This is a genomic window from Amycolatopsis sp. NPDC102522, from assembly GCF_055584485.1.
In genome coordinates this window covers 360474-381519 of record NZ_JBVJLY010000004.1, presented here as the reverse complement: position 1 = coordinate 381519, position 21046 = coordinate 360474, and the positions used below count along the sequence as shown (strand labels likewise).

The window sequence follows — 21046 nt, the reverse complement described above, 5'->3', positions numbered from 1 at the left end:
GACTCCCCGGCTCCTCTACACGACTCTCGTCTGTCCGGTGCCCCAGACGACGTTCTTCACGGTGGTCAGCGCGGTCAGCCCGATCGGACCGCGGATGTGCAGTTTCTGCGTGGACACGCCGATCTCGACGCCGTAGCCGAACTCGCCGCCGTCGGAGTAGCGGGTCGAGGTGTTGACGAACACGCTGCCGGAGTCGACCTCGCGGGCGAACCGGCGGGCCACGTCGATGTCCCGCGCGACGATCGCCTCGGCGTTGGAGGTGCCCCAGCGGTCGATGTGCGCGATCGCCGCGCCCACGTCCGGCACCACCCGCACGGCCAGCACCAGGTCGAGGTACTCGGTACCCCAGTCCGCTTCTTGCGCGGCGACAGCCTTGGGCCAGACTTCGCGGACGGTCGCGTCACCGCGGATCTCCACGCCCGCGGACGCCAGCTCGTCGAGTACGCCGGGCAGCCAGTCCCGGGCCAGTTCCTCGTGCACCAGCAGGGTTTCCATGGCGTTGCACACGCTGGGCCGGGAGGTCTTGGCGTTGACCGTGACCGCCGTGGCCATCTCCAGATCGGCCGAGTGGTCGATGTAGACGTGGCAGTTGCCGGCGCCGTCGATCACTGTCGGCACGGTGGCGTGGCGTTCGACGGATTCGATCAGCTCCGGACCGCCGCGCGGCACCAGCAGATCGACGAACTCCTTGGCACGCATCAGTTCCTGGGCTGCGTCGCGTGACGGATCGGTGATCAGCCGGACGGCGCCCGCAGGCACCGCGTCATGCCGGGCGATCGCGCTGTCCAGCGCCGCCATGACCGCCTTGTTCGTCGCCATGGCCATCGAAGAGCCGCGCAGGACCGCGCAGTTGCCCGACTTCAGGCAGAGCGCGGCGACTTCGGCGGTGACGTTGGGCCGGGCCTCGTAGATCACCGCGACCACCCCGATCGGCTCGCGGACGCGCTCGATCAGCAGGCCGTTGGGCCTGGTCCAGCCCTCGACCACCTGGCCGACCGGGTCGGGCAGGTCGGCGATGGCCCGGATGGCCGAGACCAGGCCGCTCATCCGCCGCTCGGTCAGGGTCAGCCGATCGACCAGCGTGGCCGAGACGCCGTTCTCCCGGGCGGCGGCGACGTCCGCGTCATTGGCCAGGATGATCTCCGCCCGGTTCTCCTCGATCGCCGCCGCCATGTCCAGCAGCAGCGCGTTCTTCCGCGCGGTGGTCAGCCCTTTGACCCCGCTCCAGGCCTCGGCCGCGGTGCGGCAGACGTCGGTCACCGACATGGCAGGTCCTCCCTGATCTGTACGTAGTCGCCCGCGGCGACCACGGGTGTGGTCGGCGGGCAGCCGGGCTCGACGGCGCGGCTCAGCGGGCCACGGGCGAGTGGCCGCCCGTGCTGGTCACAGAGGTCGATCACGTCACCGGGTGTGAGGACGCCGTGGACCGAGGCGATGTGCCGGTGGCACACGGTTTCGCCCCGCGCGACAACCTCCCCGCCGTCCGGGGTGCAGTGCAGTTCCCCGACCGGCGGGGTCCGGAAGGCGCGCCAGAGCGTTCCGATGCCGGGCGTCGCGCCGGTGACCGCGCGCGGAGGGAACACCGTTCCCGCCGGACGGCCGCAGTGCGCGGCGACCAGCACGTCGGGGTCCGCGCTCTCCGCGATGACCGTGCGTACCCCGCTGAACGTGGCGATCCAGCACGCGCCGAGCTTCGTCAGCATGCCGCCGGTGCCGCCGTCGCCGATCGAGCCACTCGCCTGGCGCTCGGTCTCGGCCGTCAGCACCGGCACCTCTTCGATGTGCCGGGCGCCGGGGGCCAGTTTCGGGTTGCTGTCGTAGAGACCGGGCACGTTGGTCAGCAACAGCAGCAGCTCGGCCTGGAGACAGCCGCCGAGCAGCGCGGCGAGGACGTCGTTGTTGCGCACGCCGAGCGCGTCGTTCTCGTTGACCACCGGGACCATGCCCAGCGCCAGCATGGTGTGCAGGGTGTGCCGGACGCCGCCGCCCCGGCTCTCTTCGACCAGGTCGGGCGGGGTGAGCAGGAGCTGGCCGGTCTGCACGCCGCGCTCGGCGAACGCGGCCTGGATGGCCGAGTACAACCGCGACTGGCCGAGCGCGGCGGCCACCTGCAGCGCCACCGGATCGTCCACGGCCAGCGCGGGATGCAGGTCGCGGCCGATCGCGATGGCCCCGGACGCGAGCAGTACCGGGCGCAGGCCCGCGATAAGTCCTCTGTGGACGGTCTCGCACAGCCTGTCGAGCTTGACCGCGTCCAGCCTGCCGCCGGTGATCAGCGAGGACGTGCCTATCTTGAGCACCACCCGGCCACCCTGCGACGCCAGGTCGTCGGCGGGCGTCGCGGTGACGGGCAAGCTGTTGGTCGACATGCGGCAGATGCTCACCGCCGGCGATGTACCGCCGATGTGCTCGCGATACGCCGCCGGTGTTCCGCCCGCGTCACAGCACGCTTGCATCCCGGGAACATCGGCGGTACATCGGGCCCGGCGACGCTCTCGGCATGACAGCCGAACTCCAGCCGGCCGACACGGCGACGCTTCCCCTCACCGAGTCCCAAAAGGGCCTGCTGGTGGTGGACAGCCTGGTGCCGACGAAGCAGATCTACAACCAGGTCATCCAGTTCGACCTCGATCCGGCCCAATGCGCGGCCCCGCTGGCCGACACGGTGACCCGGGCGCTGATCACCCTCCTCACCGTCCAGCCCGCGCTGCGCCAGGTCTTCCGGCTGCAGCCGGAAATGCACGCCGTGCTGCGGCCCCCGCCCACCGCGGACGAACTCCCGCTCGAGTCGATCTCCGTGCCGCCCGCCGAGTACGCCGCCACGGTTGCCGCGCTGGGCCGGGAAATCGGCCGTGCGCCGTTCGACCTGACGACGGGACCGGTGTACCGGTTCGGCTTCGTGCGCGCCACCGACGACACTGCCGCGGCGATCATGATCTGCGGGCACCATCTGGTCGGCGACGGCGTGTCCATGGGGCCGATCGTGCGTGACCTGGACCGGGCCCTCGCCGGGCCGGTGGACGTGGAGACGCTGCGAGCGGGCCGGGAAGCCGCGCTGGGCAAGGAACTCAACGCCCAGAACCGGGCCTCGGGCTCACCGCGCACGGCCGGGCAGGTCACCGCCTGGGCCGAGAGCCTGCGCGAAGTCCCGCCACTCGTGCTGTACCCGCGACCTGACCGTCCACACCAGACGGAGTTCGCCGGGCAGCGGCTCTCCTGGACCCTCGACGAGATCGAGACCGAGCGGTTCCAGGCCACCTGCAAACGGCTCGGCGTCAGCCCGTTCGTGGTGCTGTCCGCGGTGTACGGCACGGTGCTCGCCCGGCACGGCGGGGTGTCCCGGGTGCTGATCGGCAGCCCGTTCACCGCGCGGCGCACCATCGGCTCGTACGACCTGTGCGGGTTCTTCGTGAACACGCTCCCGGTCACGGTCGACGTGGACTGGACGCGCACCGTCGACGAGCACCTCGACAAGACCGTCCGCGCCGCGGTGGACCACTGCCGGTCCGCGGTGGACGTCCCGTTCAACCGGCTGGTGGCGCAGGTGCAGCCGGACCGGCCGAGCGACCGCAACCCCCTGTTCTCCTGCATGCTGGCCATGCAGGACACGTTCGACCCGGCGACCGGTACCGGCGCCGTGGTCGGCGCGTACGAGCCGGGCAACGGCACCGCGAAGTTCGACCTCTGGCTGGGTGCCACGCCTGTCGACGGCCGGTGGCTGCTCGAACTGGAGTACGACAGCGCGCTGATCCCGCCCGCGGTCGCCGACGGGCTGGTGAACTCGATGCGGACGGCCCTGCGCCGGGCGGTGGCCGACGGCTCGCTGACCCTCGCCGAGTTGTTCGACGACGCTTCGGCCGTGGCGAGCCGTCGCCACGACGGCTATCCCGCGCGGGTTCCGGCACCGACTCTCTACGAGTGGTTCGCCGAGACAGCGCGCCGGACACCGGACGCTGTCGCCGTCACCGAGCCCGGCCGGACGCTCACCTACGCCGAGCTTTCCCGTACCGCCGGACGTATCGCTTCCGGACTCGCCGCCCGAGGGGTCGGCACTGGCGACGTCGTCGGGCTGCGGCTGGACTCCCTCACCGAGACCGTCGTGTCGATACTGGCGATCCTGCGGCGCGGCGCGACCTACCTGCCGCTGGAGTCGAGCCTGCCCGCGGACCGGCTGTCGTACATGGTGCGGCAGTCCCGCTGCCGGGTCGTGATCGGCTCCGGTGTCACGCTGCACGGCGTCGAAGTGGCACCGGCCGCCGCCTTCGAGTCCGATGTGGACACAGCAGTGGCGGCGACGGCGGAGTCCCCGGTGTACGTGATGTTCACTTCCGGCTCGACCGGCCTGCCCAAGGGCGTGCTCATGGGACACCGGCCGTTGCTCAACCTCGCCGCCTGGCAGATCTCCGCGCTGGACATGACCGGGGACAGCCGTTTCCTGCAGTACGCTCCCGCCGGTTTCGACGTGTCGTTCCAGGAGATCCTGCCCACGCTGCTGGCGGGCGCGACCGTGGTGTCCCGGGAACCGGCCGACCGGCGCGACTTCCCCGAGCTGGTACGCCGGGTCGCCGACACCGCGGTGACGCATCTGTACCTGCCGGTGGCGGCGCTGCGCCCGTTCGTCCTCTCGGCGCGGGCCCGGCGAACCCACCTGCCGTCGTTGCGGCACCTGTGCGTTTCGGGCGAGCAGTTGCTGGTGGACGACGAGATCCGCGCGTTCTTCACCGACCATCCACAGTGCACACTGGTCAACCACTACGGGCCGACCGAGACCAACGCGGCGACCACCTGGCGGCTGACCGCGGGCGACCCACCGTGGTCGCGGCATGTCCCGATCGGTCTGCCACTGCCGAACGTGACCGCGTACGTGGTCGACGACACCGGCCATCTCGCGCCGGCGGGCGTTCCCGGTGAGCTGCTGCTCGGGGGCCGCGCACCCGCGGCGGGCTACGTCAACGATCCGGACCGCACCGGGGAACGGTTCCTGCCCGACCGGTTCACCCCGGGCGAAAAGCTCTACCACACCGGCGATCACGTGGTGCGGGACGAGCACGGCGCGCTGATCTTCCTCGGCAGGAACGACACCCAGGTGAAGATCCGGGGCTACCGGGTGGAACTCGGCGAACTGGAGGCCGTGGCGACCGGGCTGCCGGACGTCCGGCAGGCGGTGGCCGCGGTGCGGGGTGACGGGATCGACCGGCGGCCGCTGCTGTTCCTGCTGCCGGAGCCCGGCGGCACACCCGACCACGAGCGGGTCCGGACCGCCCTCACCGAGCGGCTGCCGTCTTACATGGCGCCCGCGGAGATCATCGACATCGAATCGGTGCCGACTTCCCGCAGCGGCAAGACCGACCGCGCGGCGCTGGTGACGCTGGCCGAACAGCTGAGCGCCCACCGTGCCGCCACTCCCGCCCCTGCCGCCGAGTACGCCGACGACCTGGAACGGGAGCTGGCCGGGATCTGGGCCGAGGTGCTCGGCGTACCCCAGGTCGAGCGGGACCGCCCGGTGCTGGAGTACGGCGCGCATTCGCTGAACATCTTCACCGTCGTGGGCCAGGTTCAGGAGCGGTACGGGGTGGCCGTGCAGCTGGTCGAATTCTTCCGCTCGCCGACCGTGGCGACGCTGGCAGCGCTGGTCCGGCAATGAACGAGCCGGTACGCGAAGAGCCGCCGAGCCGGCTGATCACCCTGGTACGCCGCAAGGACCGGCCGGTGTGCGTGATGCTGCCCGGCGCGGGCGGCGGGCTGAACCCGTACTTGCGGCTGGCCTCCTACCTCGGCCGGTCCTACAGCGTCTACGCCGTGCGCGCGGCCGGGCTGGTGCCCGGGGACACGGTGGAGGACAGCATCGCGGCGATGGCCGACTCCGCGCTGTCGGCGCTCGGCGACCGCTCCCCCGACCTGGTGTTCGGCTGGTCGCTGGGCGGCACGATCGGCTGGGAGGTCTGTGTTCGGCTGGCCGACCGGGGCAGACGCCCGGATCTGGTGATCGTGGACAGTTCACCGTTGCCCCGGCACGCCACGGCCGACGCGGACGAGCGGATCAGGAAGCTCATCGTGGCGGGCCTCGGGCCCCGGCCGGACGAGCACACCGTCGCCCGGGTGGAGCGGACCTTCCGCGCGCAGGTGCGCGCGCTCGCCGGATACGCCGCCGATCGCGAGTATCCCGGCCGGGCGCTGCTGCTGATGTGCGCGGACGCCGACGACGGCATCTCCGGCCGCGACGTCGCGCTGCGGCGGTGGAGCGAACTGGCGCCGGACCTGAAGACGGCGACGCTGGACGCCGGGCACTACGAGGTGTTCGACCCGGCGCATCTGGACCGGCTCACCGGCGAGATCGGCGCGTTCCTCGGCCGGGAGCAGGGCTCGCGGTGACTTCGCCTGCCGAGACCTACGACCGGCTCTGGTCGCCGCTGCTGGAGACGGTGCGCGCGGACGCGCTGGACTGCGTCCAGGCCAACCTCGCCGTGCTGGCCGACAGGCACGGCGGGGCGGGCGCGCACCTGTCGCTCGGCGCGCCGCTGCGGTTCGATCTCGAACCGGGACCGCGGGTGGCCGCCTCGCTGCCGTACCGGCTGGCCGCCGCGCAGGAGTTGCTGGGGCTGCGGGTGACGCGGCGCTGGGACGGCGTCGACGGCGCCCGGTTGCGGGCGCTGGCCGCCGAAGCCGGGCCGCTGTACGTGATCGCCGACGCGCACGACCTGACTTGGACGCCGTACGCCGGCCGCCGTCACACCGAGCACACGTTCCTTCTGTCCACATCGGACACCGTGGTGGACGCCTATCACGACGAGACCCCGTGGGGCCCGTGCCGTCCGGGCGTCTGGCGGCTCTCCCCCGCCGAACTGGACGCCCTGCCGCCCACGGCCACCGTGCTGCGGTTCGACGCCGAACCTGTCGCTCCCCCGCCGGACATCCTCGCCGCGAACGCGCGGGCCATGGCCGACGCCGTCCCTGCCATCGACGCCTACCTTTCGGCGGATCACGGCGAGGGTCTGGTGCTCGACATCTGGCTGCTCGGCCGGTCCCGTCTGCTGCACGGCTCCTGGCTCGCCCGGCACGACCGGCCGAGCCCCGAGATCGACGAACAGGCCCGAGCCTGGCTCACGCTGGCTTCGAAGAGCTTTGTGGCCTGGCGACGTTCCCGTACCGGCGCCCCCACCGCGGCCGTGCTGGACGACCTCGGCCGTCTGCTCCACGAGGACGTCGCCATCGCCGCGCGGCTCGCGGCCCGCCACGCCGTACTCGCCGCGATCCAGGAGGTGCTGCGGGTCGACGAGCCCACCGTTCGCGCCGCCACCACCCTGCGCGAACTCCCCGGCTACAACTCCTTCGGGCTGGTGGAGATCATCGAGCGGGCCGAGGCCCGGCTGGCAGTGGTTCTCCAGGACGGCGACCTGGCTCCCCAGGCGCTGCAGGACATCGACTCGCTGTGCGCGATCTTCGCCTCCCGCGTTTAGTCCTCTCCCACTTCCTCGGCGAGGCGGCGGCGGTCGATCTTGCCGCTCGCGTTGACCGGGAAGGCGTCGACGTGGTGCAAGGTGCTCGGGACCATGTACTCCGGGAGCCGGTGGGCGACAACGGCGGTCAGTTCGGCCGTGTCGACCGGCTCGCCGGTGTAGAGGGCGTGCAACACGGTCCGCCCGCCCGGTGCGGGCGCGGCGATCACCACGGCGTCCCGCACCCCCGGATGTGCGCGCAGCACCGCCTCGATCTCGCCGAGTTCGATGCGGTAGCCGCGGATCTTGACCTGGTCGTCCAACCGTCCGATGTGGACGAGTTCGCCGTTTTCCCGGCGGACCCGGTCGCCGGTGCGGTACCAGTCGTCCCTCCGCGGCGAGCCCTCGGCGACGACGAAAGACGTTTCGCCGCGAAGGAACCGGCCGCGGTCGTCGGCCGGGTCGAGGTAGCCGTCGAAGCGCTGGCCGCCGCGCACGCACAGCTCGCCGTCCTCACCCGCGCGGCCGTCCTCGGTGACCAGCACCGCGTCGAGCGCGTCGTGCGGCCGTCCGATCGGCACGGTGCCGTTGGAGGTGTCCGGCCATGACCCGGGATCGGCGGGCAGCCGATACGCCGTGACCGTGACGGTGAGCTCGGTCGGGCCGTAGGCGTTCTCCACCACACTGTTCGGTGCGGCGGCGGCCCAGGCCCGAGCCTGATCCACGGTGAGCTGTTCGCCGGCGAAGACGCTCCAGCGCAGCTCCGGCATCACACCGGGGCGCAGCCCGCGCAGCCGTCCGGCGAGCGACACCACGGACGGGACCGAGTACCAGTGGGTGATCCGCTTGCCGGCGACGAACGCCGCCGGGGTGAGCACCTCCGCGTCGGAGGGCACCACCAGGGTCGCGCCGGTGCTCCACGAGACGAACAGGTCGAACACCGACGGGTCGAAGGTCAGGTCGAAGGTCTGGGAAAGCCGGCATCCGGGCGTGACGGCGTAGCGCTCGACGCAGTGCGCCAGATAACCGGCCAGATTGCGGTGCCGGATCGGCACCCCCTTGGGCGTTCCGGTCGAGCCGGAGGTGAACAGCAGGTAGGCCACGGCGTCGGGATCGCCGTCGTAGGGCGGATTCCACGGCTCGGGCAGGCGTTCTCGCCAGGCACCGAGCAGCGGCAGCGCGACGGCGCCGGTGCCGTCCACGACCTCCGCCGCGACGGCCGCGCCGGAGTCGTCGGCCACCACCACGTCGACGCCGGCCGCCACACACATGGCCCGGTTGCGGCTCGCCGGGAACTTCGGGTTGAGCGGGACGACGACCGCACCGAGCCGCAGCGCCGCGAGGTAACCGGCGTAGGTGGCGAGGCTGCGCGAGGCCAGCAGGCCGACCGCGTGCGGACGCCTGCCCGCGGCCCGCACCAGCCCGGCGGCCAGCCGGTCGGTGAGCAGCCGCAGCTCGCCGTAACTCAGCATGTCGTCACACACGTCGATCGCCGTCGCGCCGGGGCTTCTCCGCACGGTGTCGAGGAACCAGCCGTACATCGTCCCTTGTGGATCGATCACTTCGCGCTGCTTTCCCCGGCCGGGGCGTCGGCCTCCGCGACCGCCTCCGCGGTGATCACCCGCAGGAACGGGTAGATCATCAGCAGGCAGACGATCGCGAAGCAGCCGAACGCGACCTGGAAGCCGAACAGCTGGGCGAGACCGCCCGCGAGCGCCGCGGCCACCGGGAGCATGCCCCAGGAGAGCAGCCTGCTCGCCGCGCTGAACCGGCCCAGCAGCTCATTGGGCACCAGCGACTGGCTGATCACCCGGGAGTTCACCGTCCACATCGTGCCGCCGACGCCCGCGAAGAACGCGGCGACGCCGACCGGCCAGACACTGGACGGCGTACCGGGTACCACCGCGGGCACCCCGACCATCAGCACCGTGCCGACGATGTCGACGAACATCGCCCATCGCCTGCCGATCAGCCGGTTGACCGGGCCGACCAGCACCGTGCCGAGCACACCTCCGGCACCGAGGCTGGTCAGCAGGAACCCGTACTGCGCGGGAGAGAGGCCGAGCGGCCCGCCGACCGCGTACGCCGGGATGAGCGCGTACCAGGCCGCCCAGCACCCGGCCATGACCGTGATCAGCGCGGACATCGTCCGCAGCAACCTATGGCGCCACAGGAAAGTCAGGCCTTCGCGGATCTCCACCCTCGCCGGCCGTCGCTCCTTGCCCGGCTTCACCGTGAAGTCGCCGGCCAGCAGGGTCAGCAGCAACGCGCCGAACAGGTACACCGCCCCGCTCGTGCCCAGCGCCACGGCGAATCCGGCGGCGACGAGGAACCCGCCGATCGGCGCGCCGAGGAAACTGAACGTGACGTACTCGGTCGCGGTCAGCCGCGCGTTCAGCGACTGCCAGCGGCTCTTCGGCGTCACCGTCGGGATGATCGACATCGCGGACAGCTGCGCGACCACCTCCGCGACGCCGAGCACCAGTGCCACGCCGAAGATCAGCGGCAGGTTCACGACGTCCGCCGCGACCGCGAGCAGCATCACCGCCATCGCGGCCATGCGCGCGAACTCGGCCCCTACCATCAGCGACCGCCGGTTCTTGCGGTCCACCAGCACGCCGATGTGCAGTGCGGTGATCAGCCACGGAAGCGTCAGCATGATCGCCACCGCCGCGATCAACGCCGGGGAGCCGGTGACGGTGGTGGCCAGCAACGGAAGCGCCACCCGCATCACCGCGTCCGCGGTGTTGGTCGTTCCGGTGAACGAGATCAGCAGCCATTCGTTGCGCCGCGGCGACGGCGGGGTCCCGGCTGTCGCGAGGGCGGGAACGGGCGAGGGTCGTTCGGACACAGCACCTCCAAGATCACGTCGAGCGCGTCGCGGTGACGCGGAGCCTGTCGACGGCGCGGGCGATTTCCGTGACCACCGGGGCCCGGAGGACGCCGTAGTGATCGCTCTCGACCCGGACCAAACGCGGCGGTTCGGTGAACTGCGCCGTCCACTGGTCGACCTGCTGCTCGGTCAACTCCGCCCGGACGAGCAGCGCGGAAGCCTCAAGCGGCCGTTCGTTGACGTACGAGCCGACAGCGTCGGTGTGCCGGTTGAACGTCGCCCACCGTTCGAGGAGCATCGCCACCGAAACCGGCTGCCCGCTCGCCGTGGCCAGCCGTGCCGCCAGCACCCGCATGCTCAGCTCGGGATCGCCGGGCGTGGTCCGGGCGGGCGTGCCGTCGAGGGTCACGCCGAACGTCGCGGCCATGTTCTCGGCGAAGACCTGGTACACCACGGCGTCCCGCACCTCGCGGGGTATGTCGTGCCGGACCGGGGGCGTCGAGTCGAGCAGCATCACCGGCGGCGGGGCGCCCTGGCCCGTGGCCGCCATCTCGAACGCGATCTGCCCGCCCATCGACCAGCCGCCGAGGAGGTCGGGACGCAGTCCCTCGGCATCGAGATCGGCGCGGAACCGGGCCGCCATCGCCGGTATCGAGTCCAGCGGGGTGCGTTCCTGCGACGCCGTGACGCGCCAGCCGGGCGGCAGTCCGGCCACCAGCTCGTCGTAGTCCCGCACGGTGCCGCCCGCGCCGGGCAGTAGATGCAGATGCGGACCGTCGCCGTCCCGGAGGGTGACCAGCGTGCTGCCGTCGTCGGCCTCGGCGTCGCCGGCGAGCTGCTCGGCCGCTCGCCGCGGGGTCGGCTCGGTGAGCCACCTCGTGATGTCCAGCGTCACCCCGCTTTCCGCCTCGATGGCCGACGCGAGCTGGACGACCTTGAGCGATCGGCCGCCGGTGGCGAAGAAGTCCTCGTCCGCCCCCGTCTGCGGAGTGCCGAGCACCTCCGTCCAGACCCGGCGGACCTGGTCGAGCGCCGCGGACTCCGGCATCTCCGTGGTGTCCAGATCCGCCGTGGTGATGGTGTGCTCCAGATAGGCGGGCGCTGTCCTCGACCGGACCTCGATGGTGCCCACCGGCAGTTCCGGGTCGATGCCGCCCTCCGCGAGGATCCGGTCGATGTCCTGGAACAGGCGCTGCGCCGTCGAATGGTCGAACCGGCCGACGTTGTACTCGGACTCGACGATGTACTCGCCGTCGAAGTCGAACACCCCGAAGCCGAGGTCGGTGCGGGCCGCCCGGTTCGGCGCGCGCTGCAGCCTCAGCGCGACGTCGCCGAGCCGCAGCCCGACACCGATCGATCCGTACCAGGTCACCAGGATCGGGATCGCGTCCCGCAACCGGGCCTGCGCCGATTCGGTGAGCGCGCCGTACACCAGCGAGAACGGCACAGTCTGGTGGGCGAGGCTGTCCCACATGCCGTCGCGGACCCGCTCGACCACCATGCCGAACGAGTCCCCGTCCTCGACGACGGTCCTGGTGACCAGGACGTTGGCCAGATACCCGACGAGCGCCTGGTCCTGCGGTGTCATGCGGTTGGCGCTGACCAGGCCCGTGCACACCTCCGGTCCGGCGCCACCGCGGGCGAGGACCGTCTGCAGCGCGGCGAACAGCACGCTGAACGGTGTCGTGAAGTACCGCTTCGCGAGCGAGCCGATGCCGTCGACGGCCTCCCGGCTGAAGACGAACCGCACCATCCCGCCCTTGTTGCCGGTCCCGGTGTAGGTGTGCCTGTCGGCGACCAGGGTCGTGGTCACCGCGCCGTCGAGCTTCTCGCGCCAGTACTTCAGGCTCGCGTCCCAGCGGCCGTCGGTGCGGGCGGCGTTCGAGGAGAGGATGTGCTCCCGGAACGAGACCGGCTCCGTGGGGAACACCGGGTCCTCGCCCGCCACCGCCGCCTCGTAGGCCGTGGCGAAGTCGTCCATCAGCAGTTGCATCCCCCACCCGTCGACGAGGGCGTGGTGGACGGTGACCAGCAGCTCGTGCTGATCGCCGACGGTCACCGCCACCAGCCGGGCCGCCGGGGCGACGTCCAGCGCGAGCGGACGCTCCTGGATCTCCCCCGCGATCGACCTGAGCAGGGGTTCCACCGGTGTGGAACCGGGATCGTCGATCTCGATCCATTGCGGCTCGACCTCGACGTGGTCCACGACGGACACCATGATCGCGCCGTCACGGTGGTGCAGGCTCGCGCGCATCGCCTCGTACCGGTCCACGACGGCCTGCCAGGCGACCCGCAGGGCGTCGAAGTCCAGCGGACGGTCGGCCTTCAGCGGCCAGGTCTGGTTGTAGACGGACTTGTTCCTGGCCCTCTGGTGGATCCACCACAGCATTTCCATGAGGGCACTCGCCGGGATCATGCCGGTGTCCGTCGCGACGGGAGCGTTCAACGGGAATTCCTTTCCGGTTATCGGCGGACGATCGGCGAAATCTCTTCGGTCAACGCCTTGCGATCGACCTTTCCGTTGGCGGCCAACGGGATGCTGTCGCGCTGGTGGTAGCCCCTCGGGCGCATGTAGACCGGGAGGTCTTCGAGCAGCCGGGCGAACTCGCCCTCGTCCACGGGGTCGCCGGAATAGACGGCGTGCAGATCCACCTCGCCGTCGGCGGCGGTGAGCGCCACCACGACCACTTCGGCGATCGACGGATGCCTGCGCAGCGCCGACTCGATCTCCCCCAGCTCGACCCGGTTGCCCCGGACCTTGATCTGGTCGTCGACCCGGCCGAGGTGGACCAGCTCGCCGGTCTCCCGGCGGACCCGGTCACCGGTGCGGTACCAGTGCCCGGGGGTCAGCGGCTCGGTGCCGTCGTAGACCGAGCCCTGTTCGCCGTCGAAGGCCAGGAACCGCCCGGCGTTGTCGGCGGGATCCAGGTAGCCGGGGAAACGCTGCGGGCCTCGCACGCACAGCTCGCCGTCCTCGCACCGCCGGAGGTCGTCGTCGAGCAGGACGTAGTCCAGATGCGGGAAGATCTCGCCGATCGGCATGGACCGGTTGGAGGTGACCGGCCAGTCGGAGCGTTCGGCGGGCACCTCGTAGCCGGTGCAGATGACGGTCAGTTCCGTTGGCCCGTAACAGTTGTGGATGGTCGCGTTGGGCGCGGCCGCCCGCCACACCTCGACCTGTTCGAGGTTCAGTGGCTCGCCGCCGAACATGCCCCGGCGCAGGTCGGGCATGCTGCCCGGGGCGAGGGCGCGCAGCCTGCGGGCGAAGGAGATGATCGACGGCACCGAAAGCCAGTGCGTGAGCCGCTTCTCGTTGACGAAGCGAACCGGCGCGAACACCTCGCTGTGCTGCGGGACGCACAGGGTCGCGCCGGTCCCCCAGGTGGCGAAGAGCTCGACGATCGAACCGTCGAAGAAGAGCTCGAAGGTCTGCGAAACCCGGCAGTCGTCGGCGAAACCGAATCGGCGGATGTTGTCCTCCAGCAACGAGGAGACACAGCCGTGCGTCACCGGCACACCCTTCGGGCTCCCCGTGGAGCCGGAGGTGTAGATGATGTAGGCGACATCCCCGTCGCCGCAACCGATCTCGGGCAGCGGCTCACCGCCCTCCAGCAGCCCCCGCCACCGGTCACCGGTCAGGTCGACGATCGGGATGCCCGACTGCCGCGGGTATTCCGGCAGCTGCTTGGCGGAGGTGTCGTCGACGATCGTCACGTCCAGGCCGGCGTCCTTGGTGATCACCAGGTTCCTGGCGACCGGCGCGCCCTGGTTGAGCGGCACCACCGCGGCGCCGACCCGCTGGATCGCCAGGTATCCCACGTAGCTCGCGAGGCTGCGCGACGTCAGCAGGCCGACCCTGTCCGGGCGCCTGCCCGCGGCCGCCACCAGCCGCACCGCCATCCGTTCGACGGCGGCCCGCAGCTCGTCGTAGCTCAAGGAGAGCCCGGCCACCTCGATCGCCGTCGAGGAGCCGGAGCCCGCCACCGAATCGCCGAACCAGTCGAAGAGTCTGCGAGTCGTCATCACGCGGCTCCGTCCTGGCCGGTGGCGGCCAGATCGGCCAGCCAGTTCTTCAGATCGGCGACCGTGTGGAGGTCGACCAGCCGGGTGGCGTCGATCTCGGCGTCGTCGTCGCCGGCCACGTCGACAGCGAGACGCAACAGCGCCAGGGACTCCAGGCCCGCGTCGAGCAAGGGTGTCGAATCGTCGAAGGTGAAGGTCGCATAGCGCGTGATGATGGCGTCGAAATCGACAATCGTGTCACTCATGGGCATTTCTCCATGGGCCGGGGCTTCGTCATCGAGACCATCGCCGCCGCGGTTGTTCTCTTGATGTACTCGGGTTCTACGGCCGTTGTTCCCCGAGGTCGGGACTGTCCTGAATGGACTGTTTCACCCGTCGGCCGGACTTCCAGACGTCGGTCACGTGTGCCGGATCGGCGAGGACGTCGATGTCCAGCACCGGATCCGCGTCCAGCAGGAGCACGTCCGCGTCGTAGCCTGCCAGCAAGCGGCCGGAGCGCGGCGCCTGCGGCCCCAGGGTGGCGGGCGCGGTGGCCGTGGCCATCTCGATCGCCTCCAGCGGCGTGGCGCCGCCCTTGACCATCAGCGAGAGTTCGATGCCGCCCTTTCCCCACTGGGTGGGGCGGCCCGGTCCGGTCATGGCCAGGTCGGTGCCCAGCGCGATGGTGACACCCGCCTCGCGGGCCAGCGAGATCGCGTCGAGGTGGCGTCCCGCCACCCCCTCCAGCTTTCGCTTGGCGTAGGGCGGAACCAGGTCGCTGGTGAGCAGCAGGTGGATGATCGCGCGGGCGGGCACCAGGATCGCCCCGGTCTCGCGCATCGCCGCGGCGGACTCCTCGTCCAGGTAGGTGCCGTGCTCGATGGTCCGCACACCAGCCTTCAGCGCGGCCATGATGCCCGGTTTGCCGTGGCAGTGCGCGGCGACCACCCGATCGGCCTGGCCCGCGACCTCGACGATCGCGGCCAGCTCGGCGTCGGTGAACTGCTGATGGACCGGATGGTCCACTTCGGACAGAACGCCGCCGGAGGCGAACACCTTGATCAGCTTGGCGTTGTTGCGCAACTGCTCGCGGGCGGCCCGCGCGCATTCGGCCGGTCCGTCGGCCAGCCGCAGCTCGCCGCCGAGATGGCCGAAGTCGTTGATCCACGAGACAGGGAAGCCGTGGATGTCGCCGTGGCCACCGGTGGTCGACAAGGCCGTGCCCGCGCTGTAGATCGTCGGCCCCTCGATGGTGCCCTCGGCGACCGCGCGGGCCAAGTGGATACCGAGACCGCCGACCTCGCGGATGGAGGTGAAGCCCGAATCGAGGCAGGCACGCAGGTCCGAAACGCAGCGGGCCGCCCGCAGCGCGATCGGCTCGTGCATCAGATCGTGCAGGTCCGCGCTCCGCAGACCCATGAAATGGCCGTGACAGTCCCACATTCCGGGCATCACGGTATGCCCGCGGGTCACGTCGGCGCCGGGAGTGGCCGGCGCCTCGTCACGCGGACCGGCGTAGCGGATCCGTTCGCCCTCGACGATCACGACCCCGTCCAGGATCGGAGCGCCGCGTCCGGGAACCAGTTGGGATGCTTCGATGCGCTTCTGCATGCGGGCCAGAGAAGCAGACCGCGGGCGGTTCGGTCACGCGGCGACGCTTGCGCATCGTGATCGGCCGCTCGCGGAAATATGATCGTCAGGCACGGGTGAAACTCATGATCCAGTTGAGTTCCCAGCTGGCGCCGCCGTCGGTCGAGAAGGACTGCTCCCAGCGCGCCGAATTCTCCGTGATGTCCGACCAGACGAAGCGGACCCGCACGGGTGTGCCGCCCTCGGTGTCGTCGCCGTGGAAAACACCGCGCCCGTCGATGAATTCGCCGATGACAGGAGGAAAGAGCGTTCCGGTGTCACTGCTCGACCAGTTCAGGGACCATTTCCCGGTGGCGGGGTCGAACAGGCGCAGGGTGAGCCCTCGGACCCCGTCCGGGAAAACGATTTCGTCGACGTTGGCCTTTCCTTCGAAAAGGCTCCAACTCTTCGCGGGCGCGGTGAATTCGACCCAGTCGTCGCTACCGGTGAGCCGCTTCGTCAGGCGGCGGTTGTGGACATTCCACGATCCTACGAGGAAATCGAAATCGCCCATACCGCAACGGTATCACGCGATCGGGTGCCGGCCGCGCCTCACGAAGACGCCCGTGCCCCGCCACGCTGAGCCTTTCGTGGCGGGGCAGGCAAACGGCTTAGCCGTGCAGGGAAACCGGCAACGAGACGAGGCCGTGCATGATGGTGCTGGTCTTCCACCGGAGCTGCTCCGGGTCCGCCGCCAGCGCCAGGTCCGGATATCGCTCCAGCAACCTGCCGATCCCGATCTCCACCTGAAGGCGGCCCAGCGGCGCACCGGCGCAGTAGTGGATGCCGTGCCCGAAGGCCAGATGGCTGCCGAGCCCGCGGGTGAGGTCGAGCTGATCCGCGTGCTCGAACTTCTCCGTGTCGCGATTCGCCGAACCCAGTGCCACCACCACGATCTCCCCGCTGGGGACGGTGACGCCGTCCAGCGTGATGTCGCCGGTGGTGAAGCGGAAGGTCGCCAGGCTGACCGAACCCTCGTACCGCAGCAGCTCCTCGACCGCGGCGGGCAGCAACGACGGGTCCGCCAGCAGCCTGGCGAGCTGCTCCGGATGGCGGAGCAGGGCGTAGACCCCGTTGCCGACCATGCTCAACGTGGTGTCGTGCCCGGCCACCACGAGCAGGAAGACCATCGCCACCAGCTCGTCCTTGCTGAGCCTGTCCCCCTCCTCGGTGGCCAGGACCAGGGCGCTGAACATGTCGTCACCCGGATCGGCGAGCTTCGCGTCGATCAGGTCCTCGGTGAACTTCGCCACCGCGGCCGAGGCCGTGGCGACCTCTTCCGCGGTGTGGTTGGCCCCGACGAGCGTGTTCGTCCAAGCCCGGAACACCTCGCGGTTCTCACGCGGCACGCCGAGCAGCTCGGCGAGGACCGTGATGGTCAGCGGGGCGGCCAGGTCTTCGATCAGATCCACCTCCCGCTTGCCCGCCATCCGGTCGAGCAGCTCGTCGGTGATCTCCTCGATCCGCGGCCGCAGCAGCTTCACCCGCCGCTCGGTGAAGGCCTTGCCGACCAGTCTGCGCAAGCGGACGTGGTTCGGCGGATCGCTGTTGAGCATGTGCGCGGCCAGCTCGTCGTCGACCGCCGCGGGAGCCTTGTCCGGCGACTCCGCGTGCCGGGCGAACAACTCGTTGACCCGCCGCCCGTCCTTGCTGATCCGTGAATCCGCCAGCAGGGCACGGGCGTCGTGGTAGCGGGTCACCATCCACACCTTGATCCCGTGCGGCATCATCACTTCCCGGGGCGGGCCCGCTTCCCGTAACCGCGCGTACAACGTGTAGGAATCCTGGACGAAGTCGGCCGAGAGTCTCTCGACATTCGTCGTTCGACGGCTTTGCATCAACGTCCTCCACGTGCCCGGCGGGCCGGGCACGGTGTCTTGTTCAAGTCAGGGTCAGTCGAGGGGCGCCAGCACCTCGCCGGTCGCCACGTCCACGACGCGAATCGCTTCCCGTGGGCAGGAGTCGGCCGCGGCGAGCACCTCCTCGTCGGCACCGATCTCCCCGTCGACCGGCTGCGACCTGTCGTCGATGATCCGGAACCGGTGCGGAAGGTCTCCCACGCACACCCCGGAACCTATGCACGAGTCCTGGTCGACGATGATCCGCCAACGGCTACCGCTCTCGGTCATGTCAGTCTCCTCGGAATCGAACGGCGCCCTCAAGCGTTCAACTGCCGCTCCGGAACCAGTTGAACGGCGGAGCCGATCGTTCAGGGGAACGGCTTGTGGCGCAAGGTGTTCTCTCACCGACAGTAGACGGTCGCGAGGATTGTTGGCCGGGCCGGGCGTGAGTGGTAGGCAGTGTGGACCCAGAATCACCATTCACGTCCACCGGGTTGTCCGGGAGGGATTTCCTTTGTTAAGAAGACTTTGCGCGGGACTGTGTCTTGCTTCCCTCGTCGCCGGCTCGACGGCCGGCCTTCCAGTCGCGTCCGCGTCTCCGTCGGTCACGGTGACCGACGGCGCCCGAGGCGGGGACGATCTGCCCGGCACCGCCGACGTTCAGCGCAGGCGACTGCGGCAGGCCGCGCTCGCGGATGTACTGAAGGGCAACGAAGTCGCCGAGCGGCGCGGCGCGAGCACCGTGGTCAAAACCGGCCGAAAGCCCGCTCCGAAAGCGAAGAACGGCCTCGTCGACGAGTACGTCGAGCTGGCGAGGGAGAAGACCGATCGGATCTTCGTGGTGCTCGCCGAATTCGGCGACCGGCGTCATCCGTCCTACCCCGACGTCGACACCGATCCGGCCATCCCCGGCCCGGTGCGCTTCGACGGTCCGCGTCACGACCAGATCCCCGAACCCGACCGGCGGATCGACAACACCACCCTCTGGCAAGCCGACTACGATCGACGGCACTACCAGGATCTGTACTTCTCCACCGCGCCCGGCGCCAACTCGCTCACCGACTACTATCGCAAACAGTCCTCCGGCCGATACTCGGTCGAGGGCACGGTCAGCGACTGGACCAAGGTGCCGTACAACGAGGCCCGCTACGGCCGTTCGAACGGATTCCCGTGCGCCGGCGTCGTCTGCGCCAACTCCTTCGACCTGGTGACCGACGCGGCCAACTCCTGGTACGCCGGGCAGCTCGCCGCCGGCCGGACACCGGCGCAGATCCGCGCGCAGCTCGCCACCTTCGACACCTGGGACCGTGACGATTTCGACGGCGACGGCGACTTCAACGAGCCGGACGGCTACCTCGACCACTTCCAGATCGTGCACGCCGGCGCCGACCAGGCCGACGCCGATCCGATCCGCGGCGAGGACGCGATCTACAGCCACAGCGCCTACGCGTTCGACAACACCACCTCGGGCCCGGACGGCAACCTCCGGGGCGGCACCCAGATCGGCGACAGCGGTCTCTGGATCGGCAACTACACCATCCAGCCGGAGAACGGCGGCGTCAGCGTGTTCTGCCGCGAGTTCGCCCACGATCTCGGCCTGCCCGACCTGTACGACACCAACGCCGGCGCGAACAACGTCAGCTGGTGGTCGCCGATGGCGCAGCAGCGTGTCTCCGGCCCCGGCGAGGTCATCGGCACCCGCATCAACGACCTGGACGCGTGGTCCAAACTGCAGCTCGGCTGGCTCGACTACGAGGTCGTGGTGGCGGGCCGGACCCGCACCCTCGAACTCGGCCCGCACGAGTACAACTCGGCCAAGGCACAAGGCGTCGTGGTCGTGCTGCCGGACAAGGCGAAGACGTTCCACTATGGACAGCCGTTCGCGGGCCGGAACCAGTGGTGGAGTACCAAGGGCAACAATCTGTCCACCACGATGACCAGGCCACTCGACCTGACCGGCAAGACGTCGGCGTCGCTGACACTCAAAGCTCGCTACGACATCCAGCCGGACTTCGACTTCCTCTACACGCAGGTTTCGGCCGATGGCGGCGTCACCTGGACAGCGTTGAACGGCACCGCCGGTGGCGTGCCCTTCCAACGGGATTTCGGCGGTCAACCAGGACTTTCGAGCAGCACCGGCGGGAACTGGGTCGACATGACCGTGCCGCTCGACTCGGTGGCGGGCAAGAACGTCCTTCTCCGGTTCCAGTACCGCACCGACGGCGCCTTGGCCCGTAGCGGGTTCTTCGCCGACGAAATCGCCATCACCGCGGACGGCGCACCGGTGCTGACCGACGGCGCGGAGAACGGGGCGAACGGCTGGGCACTCGACGGCTTCCGGACGGCGGCCGACACCGAGACCCGCGTGTTCGACAACTTCTATCTCGCGTCGAACCGCACGTACGAGTCCTATGGCCAATACCTGCGCAGCGGTCCCTACAACTTCGGCTTCCCGGACAAGCCCGCCTTCGTCGAGCACTTCCCGTATCAGAGCGGGCTGGTGGTGTCCTATTGGGATACGTCCGAAATGGACAACAACACCAGCGAGCATCTCGGCTCCGGCCTGATCCTGCCGATCGACGCGCATCCCGCGCCGATCTACAACCTCGAAGGCGTCCCCTGGCGATCCAGGATCGCCGGCTACGACATGCCGTTCTCGCTCCGCAAGGCGGACTCGTTCACGCTCCACGTCAACGGGAAGCCGAGCTACATCCGCGGGCAGGACGCCGTCTCCCTGTTCGACGACACGGGGACCTTCCTGTTCCCCGAGCAGCCGAACGCCGGTGTGGTCCTCCCTGCCACCGGAACCACGATCCGGGTGCTTTCGCAGGCCGGTACTTCGATGCGGATTCGGGTGGGACAGAAGTAGGGGTGGGTGCCTCACGGCTGCCCGACCGGATGCCCGATCGACGGTGGAGGAATCGGGACGCTCAACGTCCTGATTCCTCCACCGTCGCGCGAAGACCCTCGTCGCCTTGCTTCATTGCAAAGAAGGGCGGGGCAAAGGTGTCGGGTCGACGTGTCCAGCGAGGACGCGAGGTGTCACTCAGGGTGACGGGTGTGTGGATTTCCGCTCGTCCAACGCACCAAAATCCACACAGTCGGCGCCAACGGCCCGGTGTCGCGCAGAGTCACTGGCACCGTCCTCGATAACCCCACTTGCCACCCACGACCCCTTCACAAACGCTCACAGCGGACACTTCGAGACCATTTGTCCCTTATGGACAGTTGAGGTCGCGGTCGACTCCCTGCGAGTCAGTTCAGCCCACGCCGCGAAAGCCCCTTCTTTGAAGCCGACAGCGAGG

The 21046-nt window shown here is 70.0% G+C and carries 15 protein-coding genes; 4 read left to right on the top strand and 11 right to left on the bottom strand.

Features of this window, described 5'->3' with window-relative positions; translation table 11 throughout:
* Nucleotides 1-15: 15 nt before the first annotated feature.
* On the bottom strand, nucleotides 16-1266 hold the full coding sequence (locus ACZ6YV_RS14500) for a glutamate-5-semialdehyde dehydrogenase (RefSeq protein WP_465510027.1): 1251 nt from the start codon (nucleotides 1264-1266) through the stop codon (nucleotides 16-18).
* On the bottom strand, nucleotides 1257-2369 hold the full coding sequence (gene proB, locus ACZ6YV_RS14495; RefSeq protein ID WP_465510026.1) for a glutamate 5-kinase: 1113 nt from the start codon (nucleotides 2367-2369) through the stop codon (nucleotides 1257-1259). The genes ACZ6YV_RS14500 and proB overlap by 10 nt, the downstream gene beginning before the upstream one ends.
* Before the next feature lie 131 nt (nucleotides 2370-2500).
* On the opposite strand from proB, the gene ACZ6YV_RS14490 reads away from it, so the two are divergent.
* Genes ACZ6YV_RS14490 through ACZ6YV_RS14480 form a run of 3 tightly spaced genes read left to right on the top strand, consistent with a single transcriptional unit; the run spans nucleotide 2501 to nucleotide 7457 of the window.
* Nucleotides 2501-5644 (top strand): non-ribosomal peptide synthetase, encoded by a 3144-nt coding sequence (locus ACZ6YV_RS14490; RefSeq protein WP_465510025.1) that lies wholly within the window; start codon nucleotides 2501-2503, stop codon nucleotides 5642-5644.
* Nucleotides 5641-6372, top strand: coding sequence for an alpha/beta fold hydrolase (locus tag ACZ6YV_RS14485; RefSeq protein ID WP_465510024.1), 732 nt, complete (start codon nucleotides 5641-5643; stop codon nucleotides 6370-6372). The genes ACZ6YV_RS14490 and ACZ6YV_RS14485 overlap by 4 nt, the downstream gene beginning before the upstream one ends.
* Nucleotides 6369-7457 (top strand): acyl carrier protein, encoded by a 1089-nt coding sequence (locus ACZ6YV_RS14480; protein WP_465510023.1) that lies wholly within the window; start codon nucleotides 6369-6371, stop codon nucleotides 7455-7457. The genes ACZ6YV_RS14485 and ACZ6YV_RS14480 overlap by 4 nt, the downstream gene beginning before the upstream one ends.
* On the opposite strand, the gene ACZ6YV_RS14475 is transcribed toward ACZ6YV_RS14480, so the two are convergent.
* The 9 genes from ACZ6YV_RS14475 to ACZ6YV_RS14435 all read right to left on the bottom strand — a co-directional run bounded on the left by ACZ6YV_RS14475 (nucleotide 7454) and on the right by ACZ6YV_RS14435 (nucleotide 18029).
* A complete protein-coding gene (locus ACZ6YV_RS14475) occupies nucleotides 7454-8998 on the bottom strand; it encodes an amino acid adenylation domain-containing protein (RefSeq protein WP_465510022.1) in 1545 nt (514 codons plus the stop codon). The genes ACZ6YV_RS14480 and ACZ6YV_RS14475 overlap by 4 nt on opposite strands.
* Complete coding sequence (locus tag ACZ6YV_RS14470; protein ID WP_465510021.1) at nucleotides 8995-10287, bottom strand: MFS transporter; 1293 nt, start codon at nucleotides 10285-10287, stop codon at nucleotides 8995-8997. Before ACZ6YV_RS14470 ends, ACZ6YV_RS14475 begins: the two co-directional genes overlap by 4 nt.
* A gap of 13 nt (nucleotides 10288-10300) precedes the next feature.
* Nucleotides 10301-12715 (bottom strand): condensation domain-containing protein, encoded by a 2415-nt coding sequence (locus ACZ6YV_RS14465; RefSeq protein ID WP_465510020.1) that lies wholly within the window; start codon nucleotides 12713-12715, stop codon nucleotides 10301-10303.
* Between the two features lie 17 nt (nucleotides 12716-12732).
* A complete protein-coding gene (locus ACZ6YV_RS14460; RefSeq protein ID WP_465510019.1) occupies nucleotides 12733-14292 on the bottom strand; it encodes an AMP-binding protein in 1560 nt (519 codons plus the stop codon).
* A complete protein-coding gene (locus ACZ6YV_RS14455; RefSeq protein WP_465510018.1) occupies nucleotides 14292-14537 on the bottom strand; it encodes a phosphopantetheine-binding protein in 246 nt (81 codons plus the stop codon). The genes ACZ6YV_RS14460 and ACZ6YV_RS14455 overlap by 1 nt, the downstream gene beginning before the upstream one ends.
* A gap of 76 nt (nucleotides 14538-14613) precedes the next feature.
* On the bottom strand, nucleotides 14614-15882 hold the full coding sequence (locus ACZ6YV_RS14450; protein WP_465510017.1) for a metal-dependent hydrolase family protein: 1269 nt from the start codon (nucleotides 15880-15882) through the stop codon (nucleotides 14614-14616).
* 85 nt (nucleotides 15883-15967) lie between these two features.
* On the bottom strand, nucleotides 15968-16414 hold the full coding sequence (locus ACZ6YV_RS14445; RefSeq protein ID WP_465510016.1) for a hypothetical protein: 447 nt from the start codon (nucleotides 16412-16414) through the stop codon (nucleotides 15968-15970).
* Nucleotides 16415-16511: 97 nt separating this feature from the next.
* On the bottom strand, nucleotides 16512-17738 hold the full coding sequence (locus tag ACZ6YV_RS14440; protein ID WP_465510015.1) for a cytochrome P450 family protein: 1227 nt from the start codon (nucleotides 17736-17738) through the stop codon (nucleotides 16512-16514).
* 54 nt (nucleotides 17739-17792) lie between these two features.
* Nucleotides 17793-18029, bottom strand: a complete 237-nt coding sequence (locus tag ACZ6YV_RS14435; RefSeq protein WP_378244795.1) for a ferredoxin — start codon at nucleotides 18027-18029, stop codon at nucleotides 17793-17795.
* Nucleotides 18030-18351: 322 nt separating this feature from the next.
* Between ACZ6YV_RS14435 and ACZ6YV_RS14430 the strand changes: the two genes are divergently transcribed.
* A complete protein-coding gene (locus ACZ6YV_RS14430; protein ID WP_465510014.1) occupies nucleotides 18352-20610 on the top strand; it encodes an immune inhibitor A domain-containing protein in 2259 nt (752 codons plus the stop codon).
* The last annotated feature ends 436 nt before the right edge of the window (nucleotides 20611-21046 follow it).